Source organism: Streptomyces sp. NPDC017246, from assembly GCF_044331325.1.
GTDB lineage: Bacteria > Actinomycetota > Actinomycetes > Streptomycetales > Streptomycetaceae > Streptomyces.
Genome location: NZ_JBIRMW010000003.1, coordinates 331,234 through 352,794, shown reverse-complemented (window position 1 = coordinate 352,794; position 21,561 = coordinate 331,234). Strand labels below are relative to the sequence as shown.

Annotated in this window: 15 protein-coding genes; 13 read left to right on the top strand and 2 right to left on the bottom strand. The window is 72.3% G+C overall.

Translation table 11 applies throughout. The annotated features are described in order from the left end of the window. Nucleotides 1-165 precede the first annotated feature (165 nt). From ACH4MY_RS10015 to ACH4MY_RS10000, 4 genes are all read left to right on the top strand, one after another. Nucleotides 166-1,422, top strand: a complete 1,257-nt coding sequence (locus tag ACH4MY_RS10015) for an MFS transporter (protein ID WP_398000148.1) — start codon at nucleotides 166-168, stop codon at nucleotides 1,420-1,422. Continuing rightward, a complete protein-coding gene (locus ACH4MY_RS10010) occupies nucleotides 1,419-3,332 on the top strand; it encodes a prolyl oligopeptidase family serine peptidase (protein ID WP_398000145.1) in 1,914 nt (637 codons plus the stop codon). The genes ACH4MY_RS10015 and ACH4MY_RS10010 overlap by 4 nt, the downstream gene beginning before the upstream one ends. 293 nt (nucleotides 3,333-3,625) lie before the next feature. Then, a complete protein-coding gene (locus ACH4MY_RS10005) occupies nucleotides 3,626-5,527 on the top strand; it encodes a RiPP maturation radical SAM C-methyltransferase (RefSeq protein WP_398000142.1) in 1,902 nt (633 codons plus the stop codon). A 35-nt stretch (nucleotides 5,528-5,562) separates the two neighbouring features. Next, on the top strand, nucleotides 5,563-6,222 hold the full coding sequence (locus ACH4MY_RS10000; RefSeq protein ID WP_398000139.1) for a DUF5825 family protein: 660 nt from the start codon (nucleotides 5,563-5,565) through the stop codon (nucleotides 6,220-6,222). A gap of 130 nt (nucleotides 6,223-6,352) precedes the next feature. On the opposite strand, the gene ACH4MY_RS09995 is transcribed toward ACH4MY_RS10000, so the two are convergent. Beyond that, the gene (locus ACH4MY_RS09995; protein WP_398000136.1) at nucleotides 6,353-8,989 is read right to left on the bottom strand and encodes a hypothetical protein; all 2,637 of its coding nucleotides are present in this window, start codon (nucleotides 8,987-8,989) and stop codon (nucleotides 6,353-6,355) included. Next, the gene (gene eccCa, locus ACH4MY_RS09990; protein ID WP_398000133.1) at nucleotides 8,986-13,050 is read right to left on the bottom strand and encodes a type VII secretion protein EccCa; all 4,065 of its coding nucleotides are present in this window, start codon (nucleotides 13,048-13,050) and stop codon (nucleotides 8,986-8,988) included. Before eccCa ends, ACH4MY_RS09995 begins: the two co-directional genes overlap by 4 nt. 277 nt (nucleotides 13,051-13,327) lie before the next feature. On the opposite strand from eccCa, the gene ACH4MY_RS09985 reads away from it, so the two are divergent. The 9 genes from ACH4MY_RS09985 to ACH4MY_RS09945 all read left to right on the top strand — a co-directional run bounded on the left by ACH4MY_RS09985 (nucleotide 13,328) and on the right by ACH4MY_RS09945 (nucleotide 21,466). Next, nucleotides 13,328-13,702, top strand: a complete 375-nt coding sequence (locus ACH4MY_RS09985) for a hypothetical protein (RefSeq protein ID WP_398000131.1) — start codon at nucleotides 13,328-13,330, stop codon at nucleotides 13,700-13,702. Between the two features lie 238 nt (nucleotides 13,703-13,940). Further along, complete coding sequence (gene eccD, locus ACH4MY_RS09980) at nucleotides 13,941-15,320, top strand: type VII secretion integral membrane protein EccD (RefSeq protein WP_398000128.1); 1,380 nt, start codon at nucleotides 13,941-13,943, stop codon at nucleotides 15,318-15,320. 98 nt (nucleotides 15,321-15,418) lie between these two features. Continuing rightward, complete coding sequence (gene eccB / locus ACH4MY_RS09975; RefSeq protein WP_398000125.1) at nucleotides 15,419-16,882, top strand: type VII secretion protein EccB; 1,464 nt, start codon at nucleotides 15,419-15,421, stop codon at nucleotides 16,880-16,882. A gap of 115 nt (nucleotides 16,883-16,997) precedes the next feature. Further along, nucleotides 16,998-17,336, top strand: a complete 339-nt coding sequence (locus tag ACH4MY_RS09970) for a hypothetical protein (protein WP_327165028.1) — start codon at nucleotides 16,998-17,000, stop codon at nucleotides 17,334-17,336. A 53-nt stretch (nucleotides 17,337-17,389) separates the two neighbouring features. Beyond that, nucleotides 17,390-17,686, top strand: coding sequence for a WXG100 family type VII secretion target (locus tag ACH4MY_RS09965; RefSeq protein ID WP_159043144.1), 297 nt, complete (start codon nucleotides 17,390-17,392; stop codon nucleotides 17,684-17,686). 149 nt (nucleotides 17,687-17,835) lie between these two features. Next, the gene (locus ACH4MY_RS09960; protein ID WP_327165027.1) at nucleotides 17,836-18,267 is read left to right on the top strand and encodes a hypothetical protein; all 432 of its coding nucleotides are present in this window, start codon (nucleotides 17,836-17,838) and stop codon (nucleotides 18,265-18,267) included. A 34-nt stretch (nucleotides 18,268-18,301) separates the two neighbouring features. Then, nucleotides 18,302-20,548 (top strand): hypothetical protein, encoded by a 2,247-nt coding sequence (locus ACH4MY_RS09955; protein ID WP_398000120.1) that lies wholly within the window; start codon nucleotides 18,302-18,304, stop codon nucleotides 20,546-20,548. A gap of 50 nt (nucleotides 20,549-20,598) precedes the next feature. Continuing rightward, nucleotides 20,599-21,165 (top strand): YbaB/EbfC family nucleoid-associated protein, encoded by a 567-nt coding sequence (locus tag ACH4MY_RS09950; protein WP_398000118.1) that lies wholly within the window; start codon nucleotides 20,599-20,601, stop codon nucleotides 21,163-21,165. Then, nucleotides 21,158-21,466, top strand: coding sequence for a hypothetical protein (locus ACH4MY_RS09945; protein WP_398000117.1), 309 nt, complete (start codon nucleotides 21,158-21,160; stop codon nucleotides 21,464-21,466). The genes ACH4MY_RS09950 and ACH4MY_RS09945 overlap by 8 nt, the downstream gene beginning before the upstream one ends. Nucleotides 21,467-21,561 lie beyond the last annotated feature (95 nt).

The window sequence follows — 21,561 nt, the reverse complement described above, 5'->3', positions numbered from 1 at the left end:
CCGTGAAGCACCGCTTCCTTGATCAAGAATCCTATTCGAACTCGGGTATTGTGACGCGTCTATCCGTTCGATACGATCGCAACTCTCATCGGCAGTAAGTCCGCCTATTCCAGGGGGCATTGTGGGTGCGTCAGCGTCAGCAATACCCCCCGAGCGAGACTTATGATGGGCGAGGCCGAGGAGAAATTAAGACCCTCCGGCCCCGACTTATCGAAAGGCCGGACCTCCTCCCCGTTTCGAAGACGGGATTTCTCGCTCTTCTGGGCGGCCGGCGCCGTCGACGGTCTCGGCACCTGCGCGTCCTCCCTTTTCCTTCCACTGATCCTGCTCGGTGCCGGATATTCCTCCGGGCTCGCCGGACTCGTCGCGTCGGTGGCACTGGTCTCCGGACTCGTGTTCTCTCCGGTCGCGGGCGTGTTCGCCGACCGGTGGCCGCGCAAGCCGATGATGTACGCGGCGGCCCTGGTCGCGGCGGGCGCCATGGGATCGGTCTTCGTGACCGTGGCCCTCGGCCATGTCGTCCTCGCCCACCTCCTCGCCGCCGCCGTGGTCGAGCAGGCGGCCGGCGCCACCTACGGAGCGGCTGCCTCCGGAACGATCCGGCGGCTGGTGCCGCCCGGCGAGTACACCCGGGCGATCGGATACCTGCAGGCGCGGGACCAGGCGGTGCAGATCGTCGGACCGACCCTGGGCGGCGTGCTGTACCAGCTGGCGCGATGGGTGCCGCTGCTCGCCGACGCTGCGTCGTTCCTGCTGGTGGCGGTGTTGACCAAGGCGATCCGCACGGACCTCACACCCGGACGGGACGGTCCGGCCGCGTCGTTCACCCGCGACCTCGCCGAAGGGCTGCGCTTCGTGTGGGCCGAGCCCTTGCTGCGCTTCGTGGTGGTGTGGACAGCGGGGATCAACGCGCTCCTCGGCGCCCTGTACTTCCACGCGGTCTTCGCCTCCCACGACCAGGGCGCCAGCCCCTCCTCCATCGGGCTCATCCTCACGCTGGCGGGCGTCGGCGGACTGCTGGGCGCACTCGCCGCGCCGTGGCTGGTGCGGCGCGTCCCGGCCGCGCGGATCGTGACAGGCGCGTCGTGGGCCATGGTGCCGACGGCGGCCGGGCTCGCCTTCGCGTCCCGGACCTGGGCCTACGGGCTGCTGCTGAGCGGGGTGTCGCTGATCGTGCCGTCCGTGGTGGTCGTGCTGCAGACCCGGGCGGTACTGGTGACCCCCGACCGGCTGCTGGCCAGGATGGGGACGGTGCTGGGCACCGCGGGCCAGGGCGTCGCGGCGCTCGCGCCGGTGGCGGCGGGGGTCCTGGTCGCGGCGTACGGGGGCCGTACGGTGGCGCTGGGCTGCGCGGCCGCGTTCGGCGGGCTGGCGCTGTACGCGACCTTCAGGGCCGGGCTCGTCGTCCGGGAGGCGCCGTGACACCGGCCCCGCCGGAGGCGGCCCCGCGGGACTACGGCGTCTATCGGCCGGTGCTGCCGGTGACCAGCCCCCGGAACCCGGACCGGATGGTGTACACCGGGGACGCCGACGGCCGGTGCGAGATCTTCACCTGGGACCGCTCCAGCGGCACGGGACGGCAGTTGACGGACCGTCCGCAGGGCACACTCCTGTGCGCGATCGACGGCGACGAGGTCGTGTGGTGGTTCGACGAGGACCGTGGCGGCAGCGGCGCCTGGCGCACCCAGGACTTCGACGGCGGGCCGGACCGTCCGGCGCTGGCCGGGGTGCCGTACGGGCGGCCCGCCGGACTGGCGCTGTCCGACGGGGGCACGGTGGCCGTCGGCATCCGCGGCCCCGAGGGACTGAGCGTGCACCTGGGGCGGCGCGGCGGCACCGGCACAGCGGTGCTGCGCACGAAGGAATCCGGCACGCTGTGCGACCTGGCGCCGGACGGCGGGCTGCTGGCGGTGTCCGGACCCGCGCACTCCGCCCGTGCCGTGACGCTACTGGCCCCGGACGGGACCACCGTCGCGGTGCTCTCCGGCACCGGGGAGCGCACCTGGGCACTCGGCTTCGCGCCGATGCCGGCAGTGTTACCCGGCCCGACGGTGTTATCCAGCACGCCGCCGTTACCCGGCCCGCCTCCGTTACCCGGCGCGTCCGCGTCATCCAGGCCGTCTGCGTCATCCGGTCCCGCGCCCGGCCGCACTCTGCTGCTGGTCATGCGCGAGCGGGCCGGCCGCTACCACCTCGGCGTCTGGGCCCCCGGGCACGGGCTGGAACTGCTGCCCTGGTGCTCGTTCGACACCGAGACGACCGCCCGCTGGTACCCCGGCCCGGGTGGCGCACGGGTCCTGATCCGGCAGGACCGGCACGGCCGCAGCCGACTGTTCACCGCGGACCTGGACCGCCGCGAGCTGACCCCGGTGCCCACCCCCGAGGGCAGCATCCTGGACGCGTCCCCGTCCGCCGACGGTGACGTGCACTTCATCTGGACCGATGCGGTGAACGTACCGCGCGCGCTGTCCCTGTCGGGTGCGCGGCTGCCCGGGCAGAGCCAGTGGCGCCTTCCCCGGTTCGGCCACCGCCGAGACCTGTGGACGCCGGGGCCCGACGGCCCGGTGCACACCTTCGTCACCACGCCCGCCGACCGCCCCGGGCCGCACCCGCTGGTCTTCCTCGTCCACGGCGGCCCGGCCGACCACGACCGTGACGCCTACGACCCCATGGTGCAGGCCCTCGTCGGCTCGGGTCATGCCGTGGCCCGCGTCAACTACCGGGGCTCGACCGGCTACGGGCCGCGCTGGCGCTCCGCCTACTCCGAGGGTGTCGGCCACACCCAGGTCGCCGACCTGGTGCGGGCCCGGGCCGAACTGCTGGACCGGGGCATCGGCCGCGAGGGCGCCGTGGGCCTGTGCGGCACCTCGTGGGGCGGCTATCTGACGCTGCTGGCCATGGGAACCCGTCCGGACCTGTGGAACGTCGGAGTGGCGGTCAAGCCGCTTGCCGACTGCGTCACGGCCTTCCGGCACTCCACGCCCGCCCTCCAGGCGCTGGACACCGCGCTGTTCGGCGGCACTCCGGATCAGGTGCCCGAGGCCTACGCCCACGCCTCCCCGTCCTCCTACGCGGCCGCCATCCGCTCCCCGTTGCTGGTCGTCGCCGCGCGTCGGGACGCCAAGTGCCCGCCGGAACAGGTCGAGGCGTACCTGGACGTGCTGCGCGAGAGCGGCGTGGCCCACGAGTTGATGTGGCTGGACTCGGGCCACGACGGCTACGACGGAGCCGACCACCTGGCCGTGATCCGGCGGTCCCTCAGATTTCTCGGCCGCGGGCTGCCTTCGGCGCCCGTGCGGGCCGAGCCGCCCCCACCCCCGGAGAGGAGGTGAACACCATGAAGAAGGACATCATCCACGGCGACCCGCTCGAGGGCGACGAGGAGAGCCGCAAGCCGGGCGTCGGCGTCGTCGTCTACCTCCGCTCCGCGGAGGAGATGGAGGACGAGGACAAGTAGCGCGTAGGTGCCGGCCACGCCCCCTGTGCGTGACCGGCACCTGCCGAACCGAGCCGGAAGTCGTCGGGCGCGCACCGCGGCGCCCGACGGCTTCCCCGGCCGCACGCCGGTCGGCCGGCCGACTGACTGACTGACTCCGTGCACTGATCACATGAGATGAGGCGAGCCGTGCGCGTACTCCTGGTGAACATGCCCTGGGCCCCGATCGATCTCCCGTCGCTGGCTCTCGGAATTCTCAAACACAGTGTCGACGAGCGCGTCCCGAACGGAACAGCGGAGGTTCTCCACGCCAACATCGAATACGTGGACTGGGTCACCAAGAACACGGAATTCACCTTGGAGGACTACTCCTACTACGCGCTCGGCTCCTATTTTCTGGGATGTGGCGACTGGGTGTTCTCCTCCGCCCTTTACGACGACCCTCAGTGGCGGGTTTCCGAGTTCACCGAGGCGATGAGCAGCCGGGTCCGCGGGGCGCGCATGGAGATGACTCGGGCACTTCATGCGACCGCGCCCGATTTCGTTCAGTACATCGCCGAGCGGATCGTCGAACTGGCCCCGGACGTGGTCGGTTTCACCTCGACGTTCCAGCAGAACACCGCCGCCCTCGCGGCCGCCAAGTACGTCAAGCGCCTGGCCCCGCACATCGTGACGGCCATGGGCGGCGCCAACTGCGACGGCAAGCAGGGCGAGGCCGCCCACCGCAACTTCCCCTTCGTCGACCACGTCCTGCGCGGCGAGGGTGAGGTGTCGTTCCCCGCGCTGATCAGGGCGCTGGACGCCGGCGAGCCGCTGTCGGAGGTGCCCGGGCTGTGCTGGCGCGACGCCGACGGCTCCTCCGTGGTCAACGCCATGAGCACCAAACCGCTGCCGCCCGCCGCGATCCTTCCGCCGGACTACTCCGGGTACTTCGAGCGGCTCGCCTCCTCCCACGCGCGGCACTGGGTCGAACCCAAGCTGGTCGTCGAGGGTGCCCGGGGCTGCTGGTGGGGCGAGAAGCACCACTGCACCTTCTGCGGACTGAACGGCTCGTTCATGGAGTTCCGCAGCAAGAGTCCGGACGTGTTCTACGACGAGATCATGGAACTGGCCCGCAAGCACCGGGTCCTGGACATGTACGTCGTCGACAACATCCTGGACATGGGGTACGTGAACACGGTGCTGCCGCGGATCATCGGCAGCGGGTTCGACCTGCGCATGCACATCGAGATCAAGTCCAACATGCGGCGGGGACAGCTCCAGACCCTCGCCGACGCGGGCCTGATCTTCGTCCAGCCGGGCATCGAGAGCCTCAACAGCCGGGTGCTGACCCTGATGGACAAGGGAGTGACGGGCGGCCAGAACGTCCGGATGCTCCGCGACGCGGCCACCGTCGGCCTCTCGGTGGCCTGGAACTACCTGCACGGCTTCCCCGGCGAGGACGCCGAGGACTACGCCGACGTGGTGGAGCAGCTGGCCGCACTGGAGCACCTCAACCCGCCCGTGGGCCCGTCCTCCCGGATCGCGATCGAGCGCTTCAGCCCGTACTTCAACGACCCCGGGCTCGGCTTCTCGGAACTGCGCACCGCCGAACCGTACCGGCTCACCTACGACCTCCCCGAGGCCGAGATGTTCGACCTGGCGTACGTCTTCGACGTGCCGCCGCGAGGGATCGGCGAGGACGTCGTCGACCGTCTCGACGCGGCCATCTCGCACTGGAGGCGGAACTACGCCGGCAGCCGTCTCACCCATTGCGACCTGGAGGACCGGATCGTCCTGGTCAGCAGGCGCCGGGCCTTCGACTGGACGCACCTGGAACTGACCGACCCGTTCGAGCTGGCCCTGTTCCGGCTGCTCGACCAGCCGCACACGGTGAAGGCGGCGGCCCGCAAGCTGGAGGAGGAGCACCACGTGGGCGAGGACGCCCTGCGACTGGTGCTCCGGAGGTGGCGGGCGCTCGGCGTGGTCTTCGAGGACAGCGGACAGTTCGTGCAGATCGCGCCGCCGGCGCTCAACGAGGAGTTCCTGCGGATCGACTTCATGCGGCACACCGCTGCCCGCGAGGCCGAACTCGCCGCGACGACCGCCTGACGACCGCCTCACGACTGCCCGACGGAGAGACGACGATGACTCCAGCACTCACCGGCACCGCACCCTTCACCGTGACCGCGTCACGGGACTACGACCCCGAGGTGGGCACGCTGCCCGCCATGTCCCTGGGCCGCTACGAGATCGACATGACCGGCGGTGAGGCCGCCCGCCGGCTGTTCGCCGCCGGGGCCCGGCACGTCACGCTTCCCCGTCCGGTCGACGTGACGGACACCGCCGACGCGGCCTGGTCGGTCAGGGCGCTCAGCTTCGTGGGCGACCTGTCTAGCCTTGCCATCTCGGTCGACTGGCAGCTCCACACCGGCCCGGACCCGGAAGCCTGGCGCCACTACAGCCATCTCCACCCGCCGACCGCCGTCCTCGGTACCGCCGACCCGGCGGCCACCGCACTCGCGTGGCGCAACGCGTACTACATCTGCAAGTGCGTCTTCCGGTACGGCCCCGGGTTCGTCCAGGTCCGCGACCGGCGCTACGGCGAGTTGCGCCGCTTCACCATCGACGAGCCGGAGTATCACGAGGCCATCGAGGCCCTCACCGACGGGGCACCCGCCGACGCGATCCCGGGGCCGGTCCTGGACGACCTCATGGGCGAGACCCTCGTCCTCCGTCTCGGCGACCACCTGTGGTGGGCCCCGTACCGGGTCCGCCGCTGGTCGGAGGCCCCCTTGGTGATCTGATCACCGGGCGGGCCACACCGGTCGGGGACGCACGCGGAGCACCGTGGAGTCCCCCTCGGTATCGGCGTCGCCCTCCTCCGCCCCCTTCCGTCGCCTCGGCCCCCGCGGCCTCCTCGGCGCGAGCCGTCGCTCAGCCCAGGGCCGCTCCGGGAGCCGTGTGAAAGCGCGACGCGGCGGGCAGGGGGCGGCGGTCGTGGGGTTCCAGCATGTCCCGGCGTTCGAACCAGTCGACGAGGCGTGCGCGGGCCTGGGCGTCGCGCTCCCGGACACGGCTGTCCACCCCCTCCGCGGGCGATACCTCACGGAGCAGCACCCGGATCGGGGACGCGTCGTCCTCCGCGATGTGCAGGGCCAGGACCGCGAAGGCCGTGCCCGGTGGGAACACCACCTCCGGTTCGTCGTCCGTACCGAGGAAGACGGCCGTACGACGGCCGGTGGTGGACCAGATCCCGAACTCGACCGCGCCCTCCAGCTCCGCGTCGCAGGCCGGCACGGCCGCCACGGCGGCGGGCTCGACGAGGACGGCGCCGGGCACGTACCGGTCCAGCGGCACCGCCTCGGCGGGGGCCGCGAGCATGACGGCCCCGTAATGACCCGGCAGCCTGCGCAGGCCCGAGCTGAGGCAGCGCAGCAGCGGTGTGAAGGGGCCCGGCGCCCCTGCCCGCGCCGCCTCGGCCAGTCCCGCCCGGGACACCGGGTCGGGGGTGTCGGCCTGGTACACCGCGATGGCGACCATGTCCGGCTTGAGGTCGTCCTGGGCCGTGGAGCGCAGCGACGGCAGCCGGGAGGCCAGAAGTTCCGTCCTGCCCGCGAGGACGTGGTAGCGCTCACCGAGGAGGTCCCGGAGGGCCGCACGGTCCCCGGGGCCGCTGGGCGCGGCGGATACCGGCGCCGGCCGGGCGGGCTGGGCCGGGACCGGGGCCACCCGCACCGGGGCGTCGGGGCCGGGCGGTGCGACCGGAGCGGTCGCGGGTTCGGGCTGCTGGTCCGGCTCGGACGGCGGTGTCGTCTCCGGCACGTGCGAATCCGGCGCATGCGGATCCGGCGCATGCGGATCCGGCTCCGGGGTACCGGCGACCGGCCCGAGCACAACCTGAGGCGCGGCGGGTCCGGGAAGGGGCTCGGGCCCGGCTTCCGGCGCGGCTTCGGGGTCCGGTCCGGCCTCCGGTGACGACAAGGCCTCGGGCGCGGGCCAGGTCGTGCGGGGATCCAGCCAGTTCAGGTCCAGCGCCGTGGCTCGGGACCTGCCTTCCGCCTCCTCGGCCTCGCTCCCGTGGACCAGCAGTCCGCGCGGCTCTGTCGCACCCAGGCCCGGCAGCATCGCCGAGACCCCGGGAAGCGCCGCCCAGACCTCGGGTCCGATGCGTACGCCCCCGTCACCCACGACCAGGACCGGGCGCGCGGGGTCGGGGCGCAGCGTCCGGGGGCGGAGGTCCGGTGCGGGTCCTGCCGGGCGCAGCCAGAGCCCCGCCGGTACGGACTCCAGTACCCAGCCCGCCAGGTCCGAGTTCCGGTGCACGGCAGGGGCCGGTGCGTCCTGTCCGGGCAGACGCAGCCACGCGGACGGGACCACGCGACGGTGCTCGGGCGAGGCGGCGAGTTCGAGCAGCAGGGGCTGCCAGGTGGGTGCGGCCCGCTCGTCGAGGAGCGTGGTGGCGTGGTCGTCGGCCGTGCGTACGGGGAGGCCGATGGCCACGCGTACCGTGCGACCGAGATGTTCCGCGAGGGCCACGGCCATGGCGATGAGGTCGGACGGAGCGGCCCACGGTGCGGCCAGCAGCAGGTCCGCCGCGTCCTTCGCAGCCTCCGGCACGCGGTCGAGGAGTTCGGCGGTGGGCGGCGACGGCCGCCGAGGTGAACCGACACCCAGGAGGAAGGTGTCCGGGTGGGCGCCGATCAGCTGCTCGGCGGCTTCGGGCAGGTCCCCCAGCCAGAACCCGCCCCGCACGGAACGGCTCTCGTCCTCCTCCGGTGCCGCGCCTACCGCAGGAACCGCCCCTTGCACCGGCGCCGGTCCGAACCCGTGCGCACCGGCCCGGGACTCCGCCACCACGGGGACCGGGGGCGCGGGCGGCGGGAGCGGCTCCTCCGCCTGATCGGGATGCTCGTCCGGGTCGGGTTCCTCAATCCGGTCAGGACGCTCTTCCCGGTCGGGTTCCTCAATCCCGTCGGGACGCTCTTCCCGGTCAGGTTCCTCAATCCCGTCGGGACGCTCTTCCCGGTCGGGATCCCCACTCGGGTCGGGGTTCCCGCCGTGGACGAGCCCCTCGCCCCGGCCGGCGCCGGGCTCCGCACGCTCGACCTGCCCCGGAGCCTCGCCCCCCGTCGCCGGCGGCCAGCCGGCCGCCAGTCGGCGCGGCTGTTCCCCCGGCTCCGTGCTCCACCAGCTTCCCGGCTCCGCGATCCGCAGCGTGCCGTCCGGTTCGATGCTGACCACCCCGTCCGGGGCGATCACCGTGAAGTCCGCCGTCGCCGCGACCGCCTCGACCGGGCGGCTGCCGTCGGGGCCCGGTGCGGCGAGGCCCGAGGCCGCCAGCACCAGGCTTGTCGCTCCGCGTTCCACGGCGAGGGCCACCAGCTCCGGAAGGCTCCGGCGGAGCACCGGGGCCGCGTCCGGTGCCGCGGCCAGGATCAGGAGCGCGCCGGGCAGTGGGGGAAGACCGCCGAGGGCCGCCGTCAGGGCCGGTGCCATCTCCTCGGACGCGATCACGAGGTGCGGGCCGACGGGACGCACCCTCGATCCGGTGGCGGGGGCGGACGTGGTCATCCGGAGTGTCCGTTCTGCGGGGTCGGGCCGTCGGGGTCGAGCAGCGGCGTCTGGAGCTGCACCGTCCGACGGCGGGTGATGTGCAGTGCGCGTCCGGTGGGCAGCACCTTGGGCTTCGTACCGCCGAAGAGGTAGCCCTCGGTGGGCGGGCAGGACAGCAGGACGGCCGGGGTGTTGACGTCCTGGAGCTTGCGCAGCAGCTGGTCGGACAGGCCGCGTCCGGCTCCGTTGGCGGAACGGGCGACGATGATGTGCAGGCCGATCTCCGCGCCCTGGGCGAGGTGGTCGAGGACTGCGGCGAACGGATGGGCCGACAGGGAGCCGTGGACCAGGTCGTAGTCGTCGACGAGTACGAAGAGTTCCGGGCCGCTCCACCAGTCGCGCAGCCGCAGCCGGTCCGGGGTGATGTCGGCGGACGGGACGCGGTTGGCGATCGCCTTGGCGGCGCCGGTGACCATCTGGCGCAGCGGGTCGGCCGAGACGGCGTAGCCGAGCCGGTACTCCTCGGGCACGGTCTCGTACATCTCGCGGCGGAAGTCGACCAGCATCAGGCGGCCCTGGTCGGGTGTGTAGGCGCGCATGATCTGGGTGGCGATGTGCTTGAGGAGATTGGTCTTGCCGGTCTCGCTGTCGCCGACGACGATCAGGTGCGGGTCCTGGGAGAAGTCGTGCCACAGCGGCTGGACGTCGTGTTCCTCCAGGCCGAGCGGGATCCGCAGGGAGCCGTGGGGTGCGGGGAGTTCCGCGGCGCCGAGGACGGACGGGAGCATGCGGACCTCGGGGGCGCGCGGCCCGGTCCAGTGGTCGGCCACGACGTCGACGAGGTCGGCGACGCCCTCGCTGAGGTCGTGGGCGGTGCCGATGCCGTCCATACGGGGCAGCGCGCACAGGAAGTGCGCCTGGTCGGCGGTGAGTCCGCGGCCGGGGATCTTGGGCACCTTGCCCGCCGCGCGCATGTTGACGACCGAGTCCACGGCGTCTCCCAGGCGCAGTTCGAACCGGGTCTGGAGCTGGTCGCGCAGGGCGCCGGTGATCTCGCCCCAGCGGGTGGTGCCGACGAGCAGGTGAACCCCGTAGTTGAGTCCCCGCTGCGAGATGAGGGTCAGTGGCTGGACCAGGTCCATGAACTCCTGGCGCAGTGTGTTCCAGCCGTCGATGACGAGGAACACGTCTCCGTGGGGGTCGTCGGGAAGCTCTCCGGCCGCCTTCTTGCGGCGGAAGGCGGCGATGGAGTCGATGCCGAGTTCGGCGAAGTACTTCTCGCGGCGGGTGATGACCGCGTTGACCTCGGCGATCGTACGGGTGACGCGGTCCGGGTCGTGGCGGCCGGTGACCCCGCCGACGTGGGGCAGGCCGCGCAGGCCCGACAGGGTTCCGCCGCCGAAGTCCAGGCAGTAGAACTGCACTTCGGCGGGGGTGTGGGTGAGCGCGAGTGCCGTCATCATGGTGCGGATCAGGGTGGACTTGCCGGACTGCGGGGCTCCGGCGATGCCGATGTGTCCGTCGGCTCCGGCCAGGTCGGCCATGAGCAGGTCGCGGACCTGCTGGAAGGGCCGGTCGACGACGCCGACGGGCACCTTGAGGGTGCCGCGGGCCTCGCCCTCGACGGTGAAGCCGCGCTCCGGGTGCGGTCCGATCGGGGGCAGCAGTTCGTCCAGTGTCGGCGGGACGTCCAGCGGCGGCAGCCACACCTGGTAGGCGGGGGGACCGACGTCGGTCAGCCGTTCGGCGGCGATGTCGAGGAGCGTGCCGGTCTCCTCGGTCTCGGGCTCCTCCTCCGTGTCGGGGGTGGAGGGCAGCACGCGGGGGGCCACGTAGTCGGTGCCGAAGGCCACGACCTGGCCCTCGATGACCGCGCGCTGGGCGGCCGGCCGGCGTTTGGGCTGGTAGGCCCCGGAGACGTAGGCCGCCTTGAAGCGGGTGAGGGTGGAGATGTCGCTGCGCAGATAGCCGTTGCCGGGCTGGGAGGGCAGCTGGTAGGCGTCGGGGACGCCCAGGACGCCCCGGGACTCCATGGCGGAGAAGGTGCGCAGGCCGATCCGGTACGACAGGTGGGATTCCAGCTGGTGCACGCGTCCTTCGTCGAGGCGCTGGGAGGCGAGCAGCAGATGGACGCCGAGGGAGCGGCCGAGTCGGCCGATCATGACGAAGAGGTCCATGAAGTCGCGGTGTGCGGCGAGCAGTTCGGAGAACTCGTCGACGACGACGAACAGCGTGGGCAGCGGGTCCAGCGGGGTGCCGGCGGCGCGGGCGGTCTCGTACTCCAGGAGGGAGGCGTAGTTGCCCGCCGCGCGGAGCAGTTCCTGGCGGCGGATCATCTCTCCGTGCAGCGCGTCGCGCATGCGGTCGACCAGGTCGGCCTCGTCGGCGAGGTTCGTGATGACGGCGGAGGTGTGGGGCAGACGGTCCAGGCCGAGGAAGGTGGCGCCGCCCTTGAAGTCGACGAGGACGAAGTTGAGGATCTCCGAGGAGTGGGTCAGGGCCAGGGCGAGGACGAGGGTGCGCAGGAGCTCCGACTTGCCGGAGCCGGTGGCGCCGATGAGCATGCCGTGCGGGCCCATGCCGCCCTGGGCGGACTCCTTGATGTCGAGGTCGATGGGTGTGCCGTCGGGGCCGAGGCCGAGCGGGACGCGCAGTTTGTTGGACTGGTTGCGCTGCGACCACTGCTGCTTGACGTCGAAGCGGTGCAGGTCGTGGATGCCGAGCAGGCTGGTCAGGTCGAAGTCGGTGGCCAGTGGCTCGCCCTGGTCGACGCTGTCGCCCAGCCGGTACGGGGCCATGGCCGCGGCCAGGCGGGTGGCCGCGGTGGGGGTCAGGCCGTCCGGGACTCCGAGCGTGGTGACCTGGTCCTTGCGGTTGCGGTCGGCGCCGACCATCTCCAGGGCGCTGTCGGTGCCGTCGGGGGTCCCGGTGATCCGCAGGCGGAGGACGAGTCTGCTGTGCTTCCACTCCAGCGCGGAGCCGACGTCGACGACGGTGGCGTTGCGGTAGCCGCCGAGCGCGGCCCGGTGGGGGGCGGTGAAGGTGGCCCCGTCGAGCACGATGACCGTGTACGGCTCGTCACGGCTCGGGGTGGCGTCGGGCTCGTAGGGCGGCCGGGCGCCGAACTCCTCGCCGAGCAGCTGCTCCAGTTCGCCGATGGTTCCGGCGACGAGCCGGAGCGGCCCCGCGCCGTCGGTCTCGCCGGGGTGCAGGGCGTGCGGCAGCCACTTGGTCCACTCCCAGTGGGCACGCCGGTCGGGCGCGGCGACCACGGCGACGCGCAGTTCGTCGGGGGCGTGGAACGTGGCCAACTGGGCGAGCACGGCGCGGGCCAGGGCGCGGGGCCGGTCGTCGGTGCCGGCCGTCGCGCCGCCGTCGGGTGTCCCGCCTTCGGTCGTCCCGTTGCCGGGGCCCGCTTCGTCGGCGCCCCGGATCAGGACGTGGGCGAAGCCGCGCAGGTGGATGGCGACGGGCTGCTCGGCGACGGAGCCGTACGCGTGGATGAAGCGGCGCAGGGCGTGGGCGCTGAGCGGTTCGAGGTCGTCGACCGGCTTGGTGGCGAGCGGGGCGAGGCGCACCGCGAGGCGCTGGGAGCCGCGCGCGATCCGTACGTCGCTGAAGTCCGGGTGCGAGGAGCGTCGTTCCCACAGCCGGGAGGTGCGTACCAGGGAGGGCAGCTCGGACGGGTCGGGGTGCCGCCATGCCAGGGCCTGCTGCTGGCGGAGGACCTCCTTGCGCACCTGGCGCCGCATCTGCGACAGATAGCGCAGGTAGTCGCGGCGTTCGCCGGTGAGCTCCTGCTTGCGGTCGGCGTTGCCTCGCATGATCTGGGTGACGACCATGCCGATCGCGGACACCGCCATGGTGCCCATGGCGATGTACGTCATGAGGCCGCCGTTGGGCCGCAGGAAGATGAACACCATGGAGAGCGAGGACAGCGCCATCGGCACCATCGTGATGATGTTGCCCATGCCGTTCTGCTTCTCCGGGAGGCCCGGCGGCTCCTGGAGCTGGATCTCGCCGTCCGGCATCTCGGGGCCCGGCCGCCTCGGCGGGCGGTTGACTTGCACCACGCTCAACGAACAACGCTCCTCACACCTGGCGGCCGACTGTGTGCCGATTCCTCGTCAGTCGGGAACGGGCGGACGGTGCCCGATGGTTCAACCCCGTGGCCCGTGCCCCGGATGAACCGCCACGGGCGGGGTACGCGTTGATCTCTCCGGCGGAACAGGGGCGGACGAACGGTGGGAGAGCGTGCGCGACTACGGACGACCGCCGGGCCGGGTGCCGGTAACGTCGGCGGGGTGGGCGAGGCGGTGTGTGCACGCCCGTCGTGGCGGTGTCTGCGGGAGAGCGGTGTACGAGGACGAGGCCGAGGACGCGAGGGCGGACGAGGTGCGGGCGCTGCTGCGCGACTGGCTGCCGGACACCCGCCCGGAGGACGGGGACCCGCTCGCCGGGACCGCGACCGGGCTCGACGTGCCGGAGGCCACCGCGTCCGAGGTGACGGGCGTTCTGGCCCGGCTGCTCGGCACGGTGTCCGTCGTCGTCCCGGCACCGCGGGAGACGCTGCTGATCGCCCGCGCGCTCGTGGTCGACGAGCATCCGTCGGCGGGCGCCTGGAGCGAGGGTGAACGGCGGGCCGTGACCCGTCTGGTCGCCGTGCTCCTGGTACGGCACGGTGAGGAGGGCGTCGAGTCGCTCGTACGGGCGCTGCGGGGGGACTGCTGACCCGTCGCCGTCGCCCGCCCTCGTCGCCACGCGTACCCCAGTCGCCACACCGCCCCTCGTCGCCGGGCCCGACCCTCGTCGCGACGGCCGGCCCCGCGGCCCCTCCCCCGTCGTCGTGCCCGGGCCTGTGCCGGCCATCCGGTTCACCGTGGTTGAACCCGCCACCGGGGCGCGTCCGTTCCACTGCCCGCCGAGGGCGTTCCGGCCTCGGCGGGACAGCAGGAAGGACACGCGGGCAGTGAGCGGTAGCGCGGTGGCGGGGCTGTGCCGGTTGAGGTTCCATGGGCCGCACAAGGTCGTCGAACTCTCCGTACCGGCCGACGTCCCCCTGGCGGACCTGTTGCCGACGATCATCGGCTACTCCGGGGACGGCCTCGACGAGGAGGCCGTCGAGGCGGGCGGCTGGGTGCTCCAGCGGCTCGGCGAGGAGCCCCTGGACGAGGAGCGGACGGCCGAGGCCCTGGGCCTGCGGGACGGCGAGCGTCTCTATCTGCGGCTGCGCCGCGAGTCCCTGCCGGAGGTCCACTTCGACGACATCATCGACGGTGTGGCGGCCGGGCTCGACCGGCGGGGCGACGCGTGGCACCCCGCCCTCACCCATCACCTGGCACTCGGCCTGGCACTGCTCGCGCTGGCGGGCGGCCTGGTCCTCCTGGCCCTCTCCGGGGACATCGGGCCACTGCGGGGGGTCTCGGCGGCGGTGACCGGAGTGCTCCTGCTCCTGGGCGCGGGGAGCGCCGCGCGGGCGGTCGGGGACGCGGGGGCCGGTACGGCGCTCGGCGCCGCGGCCGTTCCCTACGTGGCACTGGCCGGGGCGCTGCTGCCGTCCGGGGACAGCGACCTGACGGCCGCCCGGCTGCTCGCGGGCGGTTCGGCCGCCGCGAGCGCCTCGGTGCTCGCGCTCGCCGCCGTGGCCTGTTCGGCGCCCCTCTTCCTCGGGCTGCTCATCACCGCGGTGGCCACGGCGGTGGCGGGAGCGCTCTCCCTCGCGGGGCTCACGGCCTCGGAGACGGCGGGGGCGCTGGCGGTGCTGGTGGTGGCGCTGGGGACGTTCCTGCCCGGGTTCGCCTTCCGGCTCTCGGGGCTGAGGCTGCCCGCGTTGCCGCGCACCGCCGAGGAGCTCCAGGAGGACATCGAGCCCTACCCGGCGCAGGACGTCGTGGACCGCAGTGCCGTGGCCGACGGCTATCTGACCGCCTTCCACGTGGTGACGGGCGCCCTGTGCGCCGCCTGTCTCACCCTGATGGCCCCAGCGCCCGGCTGGGCCCCCGTGGCCCTGAGCTGCGCGCTGTCGCTGCTGCTGATCCTGCACGCCCGTGAGCTGGGCTCCCGGTGGCAGCGGCTGGCCCTGGTCCTGCCCGGCGCGTACGGGCTCGCGCTGCTCACGACCGGGTGGGCCCTCTCGCTGGGCCCCACCGGTCGTCTGTACCTGCTGGCGGGGCTGACGGCGACCGCCGCGGGCCTCGCGATCGTCTCGTGGACGGTGCCGGGGCGGCGGATGCTGCCGTACTGGGGGCGGGCCGCCGACCTGCTGCACAGCCTGCTCGCGCTCAGCATGCTGCCGCTGGCCCTGACCGAGGCCGGGGTCTTCGCGTGGGTGCGCGGGCTCACCGGCTGAATTCCGCGACCGGCCCCCGGGCCGGGACTCCGGCGCGGGGCCGGTGACCGTCACCTCGCGCCCCGCACCCCACCACACCTTTCCTCCGAGGAGTTCACATGCAGTCCAGGCGCGACCAGGTGCAGGCCCACCTGTTCGTGATGAGCAGGCTCGGGGCCGGGATGCTGCGGGGCGAGCCCGACTCCCTGGACCTTCCCACCCGGCGCACCGCTCGCGGGGTGCGCACCGGGCTGTTCATCGCCGTCCTGATAGCCCTGGTGATGGGCTTGTACGGGGCGATCAAACCGGGCGGTTCGACGGGCTGGGCCAAGCCGGGGACCCTGGTGGTGGTCAAGGAGACGGGCGCCCGGTACCTGTTCGTCGGCGGGGAGCTGCGGCCGGTGCTCAACCAGGCCAGCGCCCGGCTGGTGGCCGGGGAGAAGATGACCGTCACCCAGGTCGGCCTGAACTCGCTCAAGTCGGCGCCGCGCGGCGGACCGGTGGGCATCGTGGGCGCGCCGGACGGGCTCCCGGCCGCGTCCGCGCTGTCCCGCGGCGACTGGCTGGTGTGCGGGCTGGTGGTCGCCACGGCGTCGGGGAAGCCCGGAGCGGTGGTCTCGCTGGCCGTCGGCTCCGCCGGCCCGGGCCAGGCGCTGGGTCCCGAGCAGGGACTCCTGGTGATCACCACGGACGGCACTCGCCATGTGCTGTGGCAGGGGAAGCGGCTGCGGCTGGGCAAGGACGCGGGTACGGCGCTCGGCTACGGCACGGCCACGCCGTTCCCGGTGGCACCGTCCTACCTCAACTCCCTTCCCTCCGGGCCCGATCTGGCCGCGCCGGAGGTCGCGGGCCGGGGCACGCCCGGCCCTGACCTGGCCGGTCGGCGGACCCGGGTCGGCCAGCTGTTCACGGGCCCGGCCGGCGAGCCGTACGTCCTGACCCGGATGGGCCTGGCGCCGCTCGGCCGCACCCAGTTCGAGCTGCTGCGCGGTGACCCGCGCACCCAGAAGGAGGCGTACGCGGGGGCTCCGCCGCTCGCCGTCGCGGTGGGCGCCGCGGACCTGGCCGCCCACCCGGCGCCGGCCGGGACCCTGCCGGACACGGGACTTCCGACGACGCCGCCGGAGCTGGTGGCGCCGGGGACCGGTCAGGGCGTGTGCACGGCGGTACGGCCTTCGGCGGCGGGCGGGCCCCGCACCCTGGTGACCGTGGCCGACGCGTCGGCGGTCGCGGGACGGCCGGTGACGCCCCAGCCGGGCGTGACGGCGTCGTGCGGCGCGGCCGACCGGATCTCGGTACGGCCGGGGGGCGGCGCGCTGGTGCGGGCGCTGTCCGGGGCGGGCACGGCCGGGGCGACGTACCTGGTCGCGGACAACGGCGTGAAGTACCCGCTGCCGACGCGGGAGGCGGCGAAGGTCCTCGGCTACGCGGGCGCGACGCCGGTGGGCGTGCCCTCGACGCTGCTGACCATGCTGCCCTCGGGCCTGGACCTCGACCCGGCGGCGCTCATGACGGCGGGGGTGGTCGACGCGCCCGCCGGCGAGCCGGCCCCTCTGTGCCCCGGCACCGTTTCGGGGAGCTGAGCACCGGTGTCCGCGCCGCCGCCCGGGGCCGGTGCGGTGGACCGGTGAACCCCCCACCGTGAACGGCCCGTTCCCCCTGCCGGGAATCCCACGACCGTACGACCAAGGAGATCAGGTGTCCGACGTTCCCAATGACAACCTCAAGATTTCGTCAGCGGTACTGACCCAGACCCTCAACGAGCTGGAGGAGCACCTCCAGACGATGGAGCGGGCCTACACGCAGTCCGAGGACATCGCGAACCAGGTCGCGCAGAGCATGCGGTCCGCGGCGGGCACCAAGTTCATCGCGAAGATCGAGAACTGGCAGCGCGGCTACCGCACGGTGATGGCCGAGTACAAGGACCTCCTGGACGCGGTCGGCACCACCAGCAAGGTCATGACGGACACCGCCGGTGAGGCGGACGCCAACATGGACCTGTGGAGCGGCGACGTCTACGACGTCCTCAGCAAGTGATCACGTACGCCCTCTCCGTCTCTCCCTCCTCCCCTCTTACCTAAGGAACGCGCATGAGCGAAATGGACATGGACATCAAGCACGGCGCGCTCGAGGAAGCGAACGCCCAGATGAAGCAGGTCGCCGCGACCATGAGCTCGGCCGTGGAGACCGTCGTCCAGCGGCTCGACGCCATCCGGTCGGAGTTCACCGGTGAGGCGGCCAAGGAGTTCGCGGAGTTCAAGCAGGTCGTGAACTCCCTGGACTCCAACCTGTCGCAGCAGTTCAACAAGGGCGCGGACCTGCTGGCCGACGCCCACGGCATCATCCGGGGCGGGGACCGCAAGAGCGCGTTCCTGTTCCAGCGCTGAACCCCCGCGCCCCGCACCGGGACCCGGCACGCCGTCACCGTCGGCGTGCCGGGTCCCGGCGTTCCGGGGCCGGGGTGAACCTCCGGGTGCGGGGCCTCCGTTCTCCGTGCCGGACAGCACGCGGCCCGGAACAGGAATGGAGAGGCCCCATGGCGGACGACAACGAGGGTGACGAGAGCGTCACCTCGATCACCGAAGACGTTCTGCTGGAGAAGGCGACGAAGTTCGAGGAACTGCTCCTGGAACTCACCTCGGACACGGTCCTGCTGGCGCTCCCCGACTGGTCGGCGGGAAAGCCCAACGGTGACTTCGGCCAGATCCTGCCGGGCAACCCCAAGCAGTTGAACAGCGCCGCCCGTGTGCAGGCGGGGTTCGCCGCCGTGTGCACGCAGCTGGAGGGCGCTCTCGACAAGCTCCAGGGCGTCACCAAGAGCGGCAGCATCAACCTGCGGAGCGTCAAGGAGATCCTCGGCGACGCGGCGGGCGACGCCGTCGACGTCACCGAGATGTGGGAGATCCTCGGCATGATCCAGCGGGACGCCCAGCAGTCCAGCGGGTCCACTCCCTCTCCCGAGAAGTAGACCGTCACCCACCCGACAGGAGTTCGACGCGACCATGGCGGTAAAGAAGTGGACCTGGGAGGAAGGCCTCAAGGTCTTCATGGACACGACCGGGGCCTTGACGACCCGGGAGGCGGTGGCCGGGCCGGGCTCGACGGACTGGTCCGACTTCGGCACCTTCCGCATCGAGAAGAACGTCGCCTTCAGCAAGGACTACAGCAAGATCTTCGACTTCTACTGGACGTTCGACACCAGCTACGGCGGCCAGTCGGCACGGTTCGTGGTCGGCTTCAGCGCCAACTGGAAGGGCTACTTCGACGACGTCAAATCCCCGTACAACCTGTTCCTGAACGAGCCCTACAAAGCGCTGCTGCCCCTGGTGAACGGGACCTCGTCCGCGAAGACGGACATCGTCAACTCCTTCTCGTTCGGCAACGCCAAGGACCAGCTGGACGGGGTGGTCACGTGGCTCGACGAATGGCTCCCGCTCATCAAGGGCTGGGGGAACGACATGGACTCCGAGGGAAGCGAATGGCGCGGCAGCGCGGCCGGCGCGTTCAAGAAGTTCGTCGACGTGATCCACATGGAGATGAACAAGGTCAAGCTGGACATCAAGACCCCGCAGGACATCTCGAAGTTGCTGGGTGAGTCCAAGACGCAGCTGGAGACGTCCTCCTGGGGGATGTACAGGGCGTTCGAGGCGTGGAGGGCCAAAAAGGTGCCCCCGGACTCGAAGACCGGGTACTCGGCCATGAACGGGGTGGCGCTGCTCCGGGCGGAGTTCAACCGTCTCATGACGGGCTCGACGCTCACCGTCACCTGGCGGACGACGGGCACTCCGAGCTACGCGAACAACTACACGTCCACGACCACTCCGGACTTCGGCCAGATCCTCGACGGCTTCAAGAACGACGTCAGTTCCCCCGACTGGGTCAGGACGGTCGAACGGAACGCGAAGAACGAGTGGCTCAAGACGATCGCCGACCTCGACACCGCCGCGTCGACCCACGTCCTCGCCCTGGACAACAGCTACCTGAAGCTCGCGGCAGCCCTGGAGGAAGGCGTCTACCAGCCGAGCTTCACCCTGCCGGGCGGAGGCGGTCCCACCGGGCCCGGCGGCGCCGGCGGCGGCGGGGGCCCGGGCACCGAGGACCTGCCGGGCGGCGGAAGCGGCGGTCCGGGCGGGATCGGGGGCGGCGGTGGCGGCAGCGGCCTTCCCGACCTGAAGGGCGGCAAGGGAGGAGGCTCCGGCAACCCCGGCGACAAGAAGCCGACGGGCCTGCCCGGCGGCCCCAAGATCCCGCCGGTCTCGGTGCCCACCACCACGCCCGGTTCGCCGGGCGGGGGGCCGGGCACGGGTGCGGGCGGCGGGGGCAAGGTCCCACTGCTCGACAAGAACGGCAAGCCCGTCATGGGCAGCGACGGCAATCCCGTCCTGGTGCCGCCGGGCTCCCGCATCGGCAAGGACGGCAAGGTCTACGACGCCAACGGCAAGCCGGTCCTCGGCACGGGCGGCAAGCAGATCGTCGCGCCCCCCGGCGGCAAGGTGGGCACGCCGCCCGTCAAGGACGAGACCCAGACGGGCGGACTCCCGGGCTCCAACTACGACCGCATCCGGCTCCCCGAAGGCGCGAAGGTCCTCGCGGACGGCACCGTGGTCGACGCCAAGGGCAAGCAGCTGCTCGACTCCAACGGCAACCCCTACGCCCTGCCCAAGGGAGCCACCCTCAAGGACGGCATCGTCGTCGACGCGAACGGCAACCCGATCAGCCGCATGCACCAGCTGCTCACCAACGCCGAGCACGCCGTCGACTCGCCCCCCGTACGGAAGATCACCACCGGCGGTGGCGGCTCGGGCGGAGACAACAAGCTGATCCTCGACGGGTACGGATCGCGCGGCGGCGGCAACAGGTTCACCCTCGACGGCGGCGGTTCGGGCGGCGGCGGGGACGGTCCCCGGCTGAAGGGCGGCTCCTCGGTCGTCACCGGCACCGGCGGGCTCGGAGAGCGGGCCGCCCGCATGCTCGGCATCCCTCCGGAAGGTCCGCCGCTCACCGCGACCGCCGACGGCCGGCAGTCGGGCGGCGGCACCGGAAGCGGACGGACAGGAGGCGGCGGCACCGGAAGCGGCGGCGCCCAGATGCCGCAGTCCCCGATGATGCCCCCGATGAGTCCCGGCGCCGGAGCGGGCGCGGGCGGACCCAACCAGGGCAACGACCGGCAGCGCACCACCTGGCTGACCGAGGACGAGGAGACCTGGGGCACCGACACCGGCTCCGTCAGCGGAGTCATCGGACGCTGACGTCCACCCGTCACCGACACCACCCACCCCAGCAGCACGAAAGGCGGACCATGGCCATCGACTTCGACGGCATCCTCAAGGACGCGATGTCGGCCCTGCACGATCAGCGGGACAGGATGCTCGCGGCCAAGCGCGAACTGGACGCGGCGACCGCGTCCGTCACCTCCAAGGACCGCATGGTGTCGGTCACGGTCGGCCCCCAGGGCCAGGTGGTCTCGATGACCTTCCACACCAAGGCCTACCAGTCGATGGCACCGGCCGAACTGGCCGCGGCCCTGGTCGCCGTCCTCAACGAGGCGCGGGCCAGGATGGGCAGCCACGTCATCGAGCACATCAAGGGCTTCCAGGACTTCGGCGGACACCTGCGCAGCGTGACCGGCCTCGCCGGCACGCCCGACGACATGGACGAACTCCTCAAGCCTCTGCGGGCGATGGCCCCGTCCTTCGGCCTGGAGGAGTCCCAGGAGGAGGCGAAGGCGGCCCGGCAGCGGGAGTTCGCCGCCGAGGAGGAGGCAGCCGCCCGCCGGGCCTCCGAACAGGCCGCCAAGCAGGAGGAGTTCGCCACGCAGGCCGAGAGCCGTATCCCCACGGGGAAGCAGGAGGAGTTCAGTGGCTGACGACCTGAGGGTACTGAGCGACCTCAAGAGCAAGTTCGCCCACTACGACGACTACCAGCGCTGTCTCGCCGACCTCGGCAAGACGATCCTGGAGATCAACCGGATCAACAAGGAGTCCGCGGGCAAGGACGAGATCGGCACGACGTACCACGATCAGGTCGACAAGCCCACCGAGAACCTCACCGAGACGCTCTCCTACGTCACCACGCGGCTGGGCACGGTCGTGGAGGCCGGCAACGACACCTCCGACATCATGGACAGGTCGGACGAGGAGGCCGGGTCCCAGGCGGACGCCTTCTGAGCCCGGGCGGCCGAGCGCCGTCCACCCGGCACCGCGCACCGGGGACGCCTTCCCTCTGAACCGCGCGGACGGCTGTCCCCGTTCCACCGGGCACA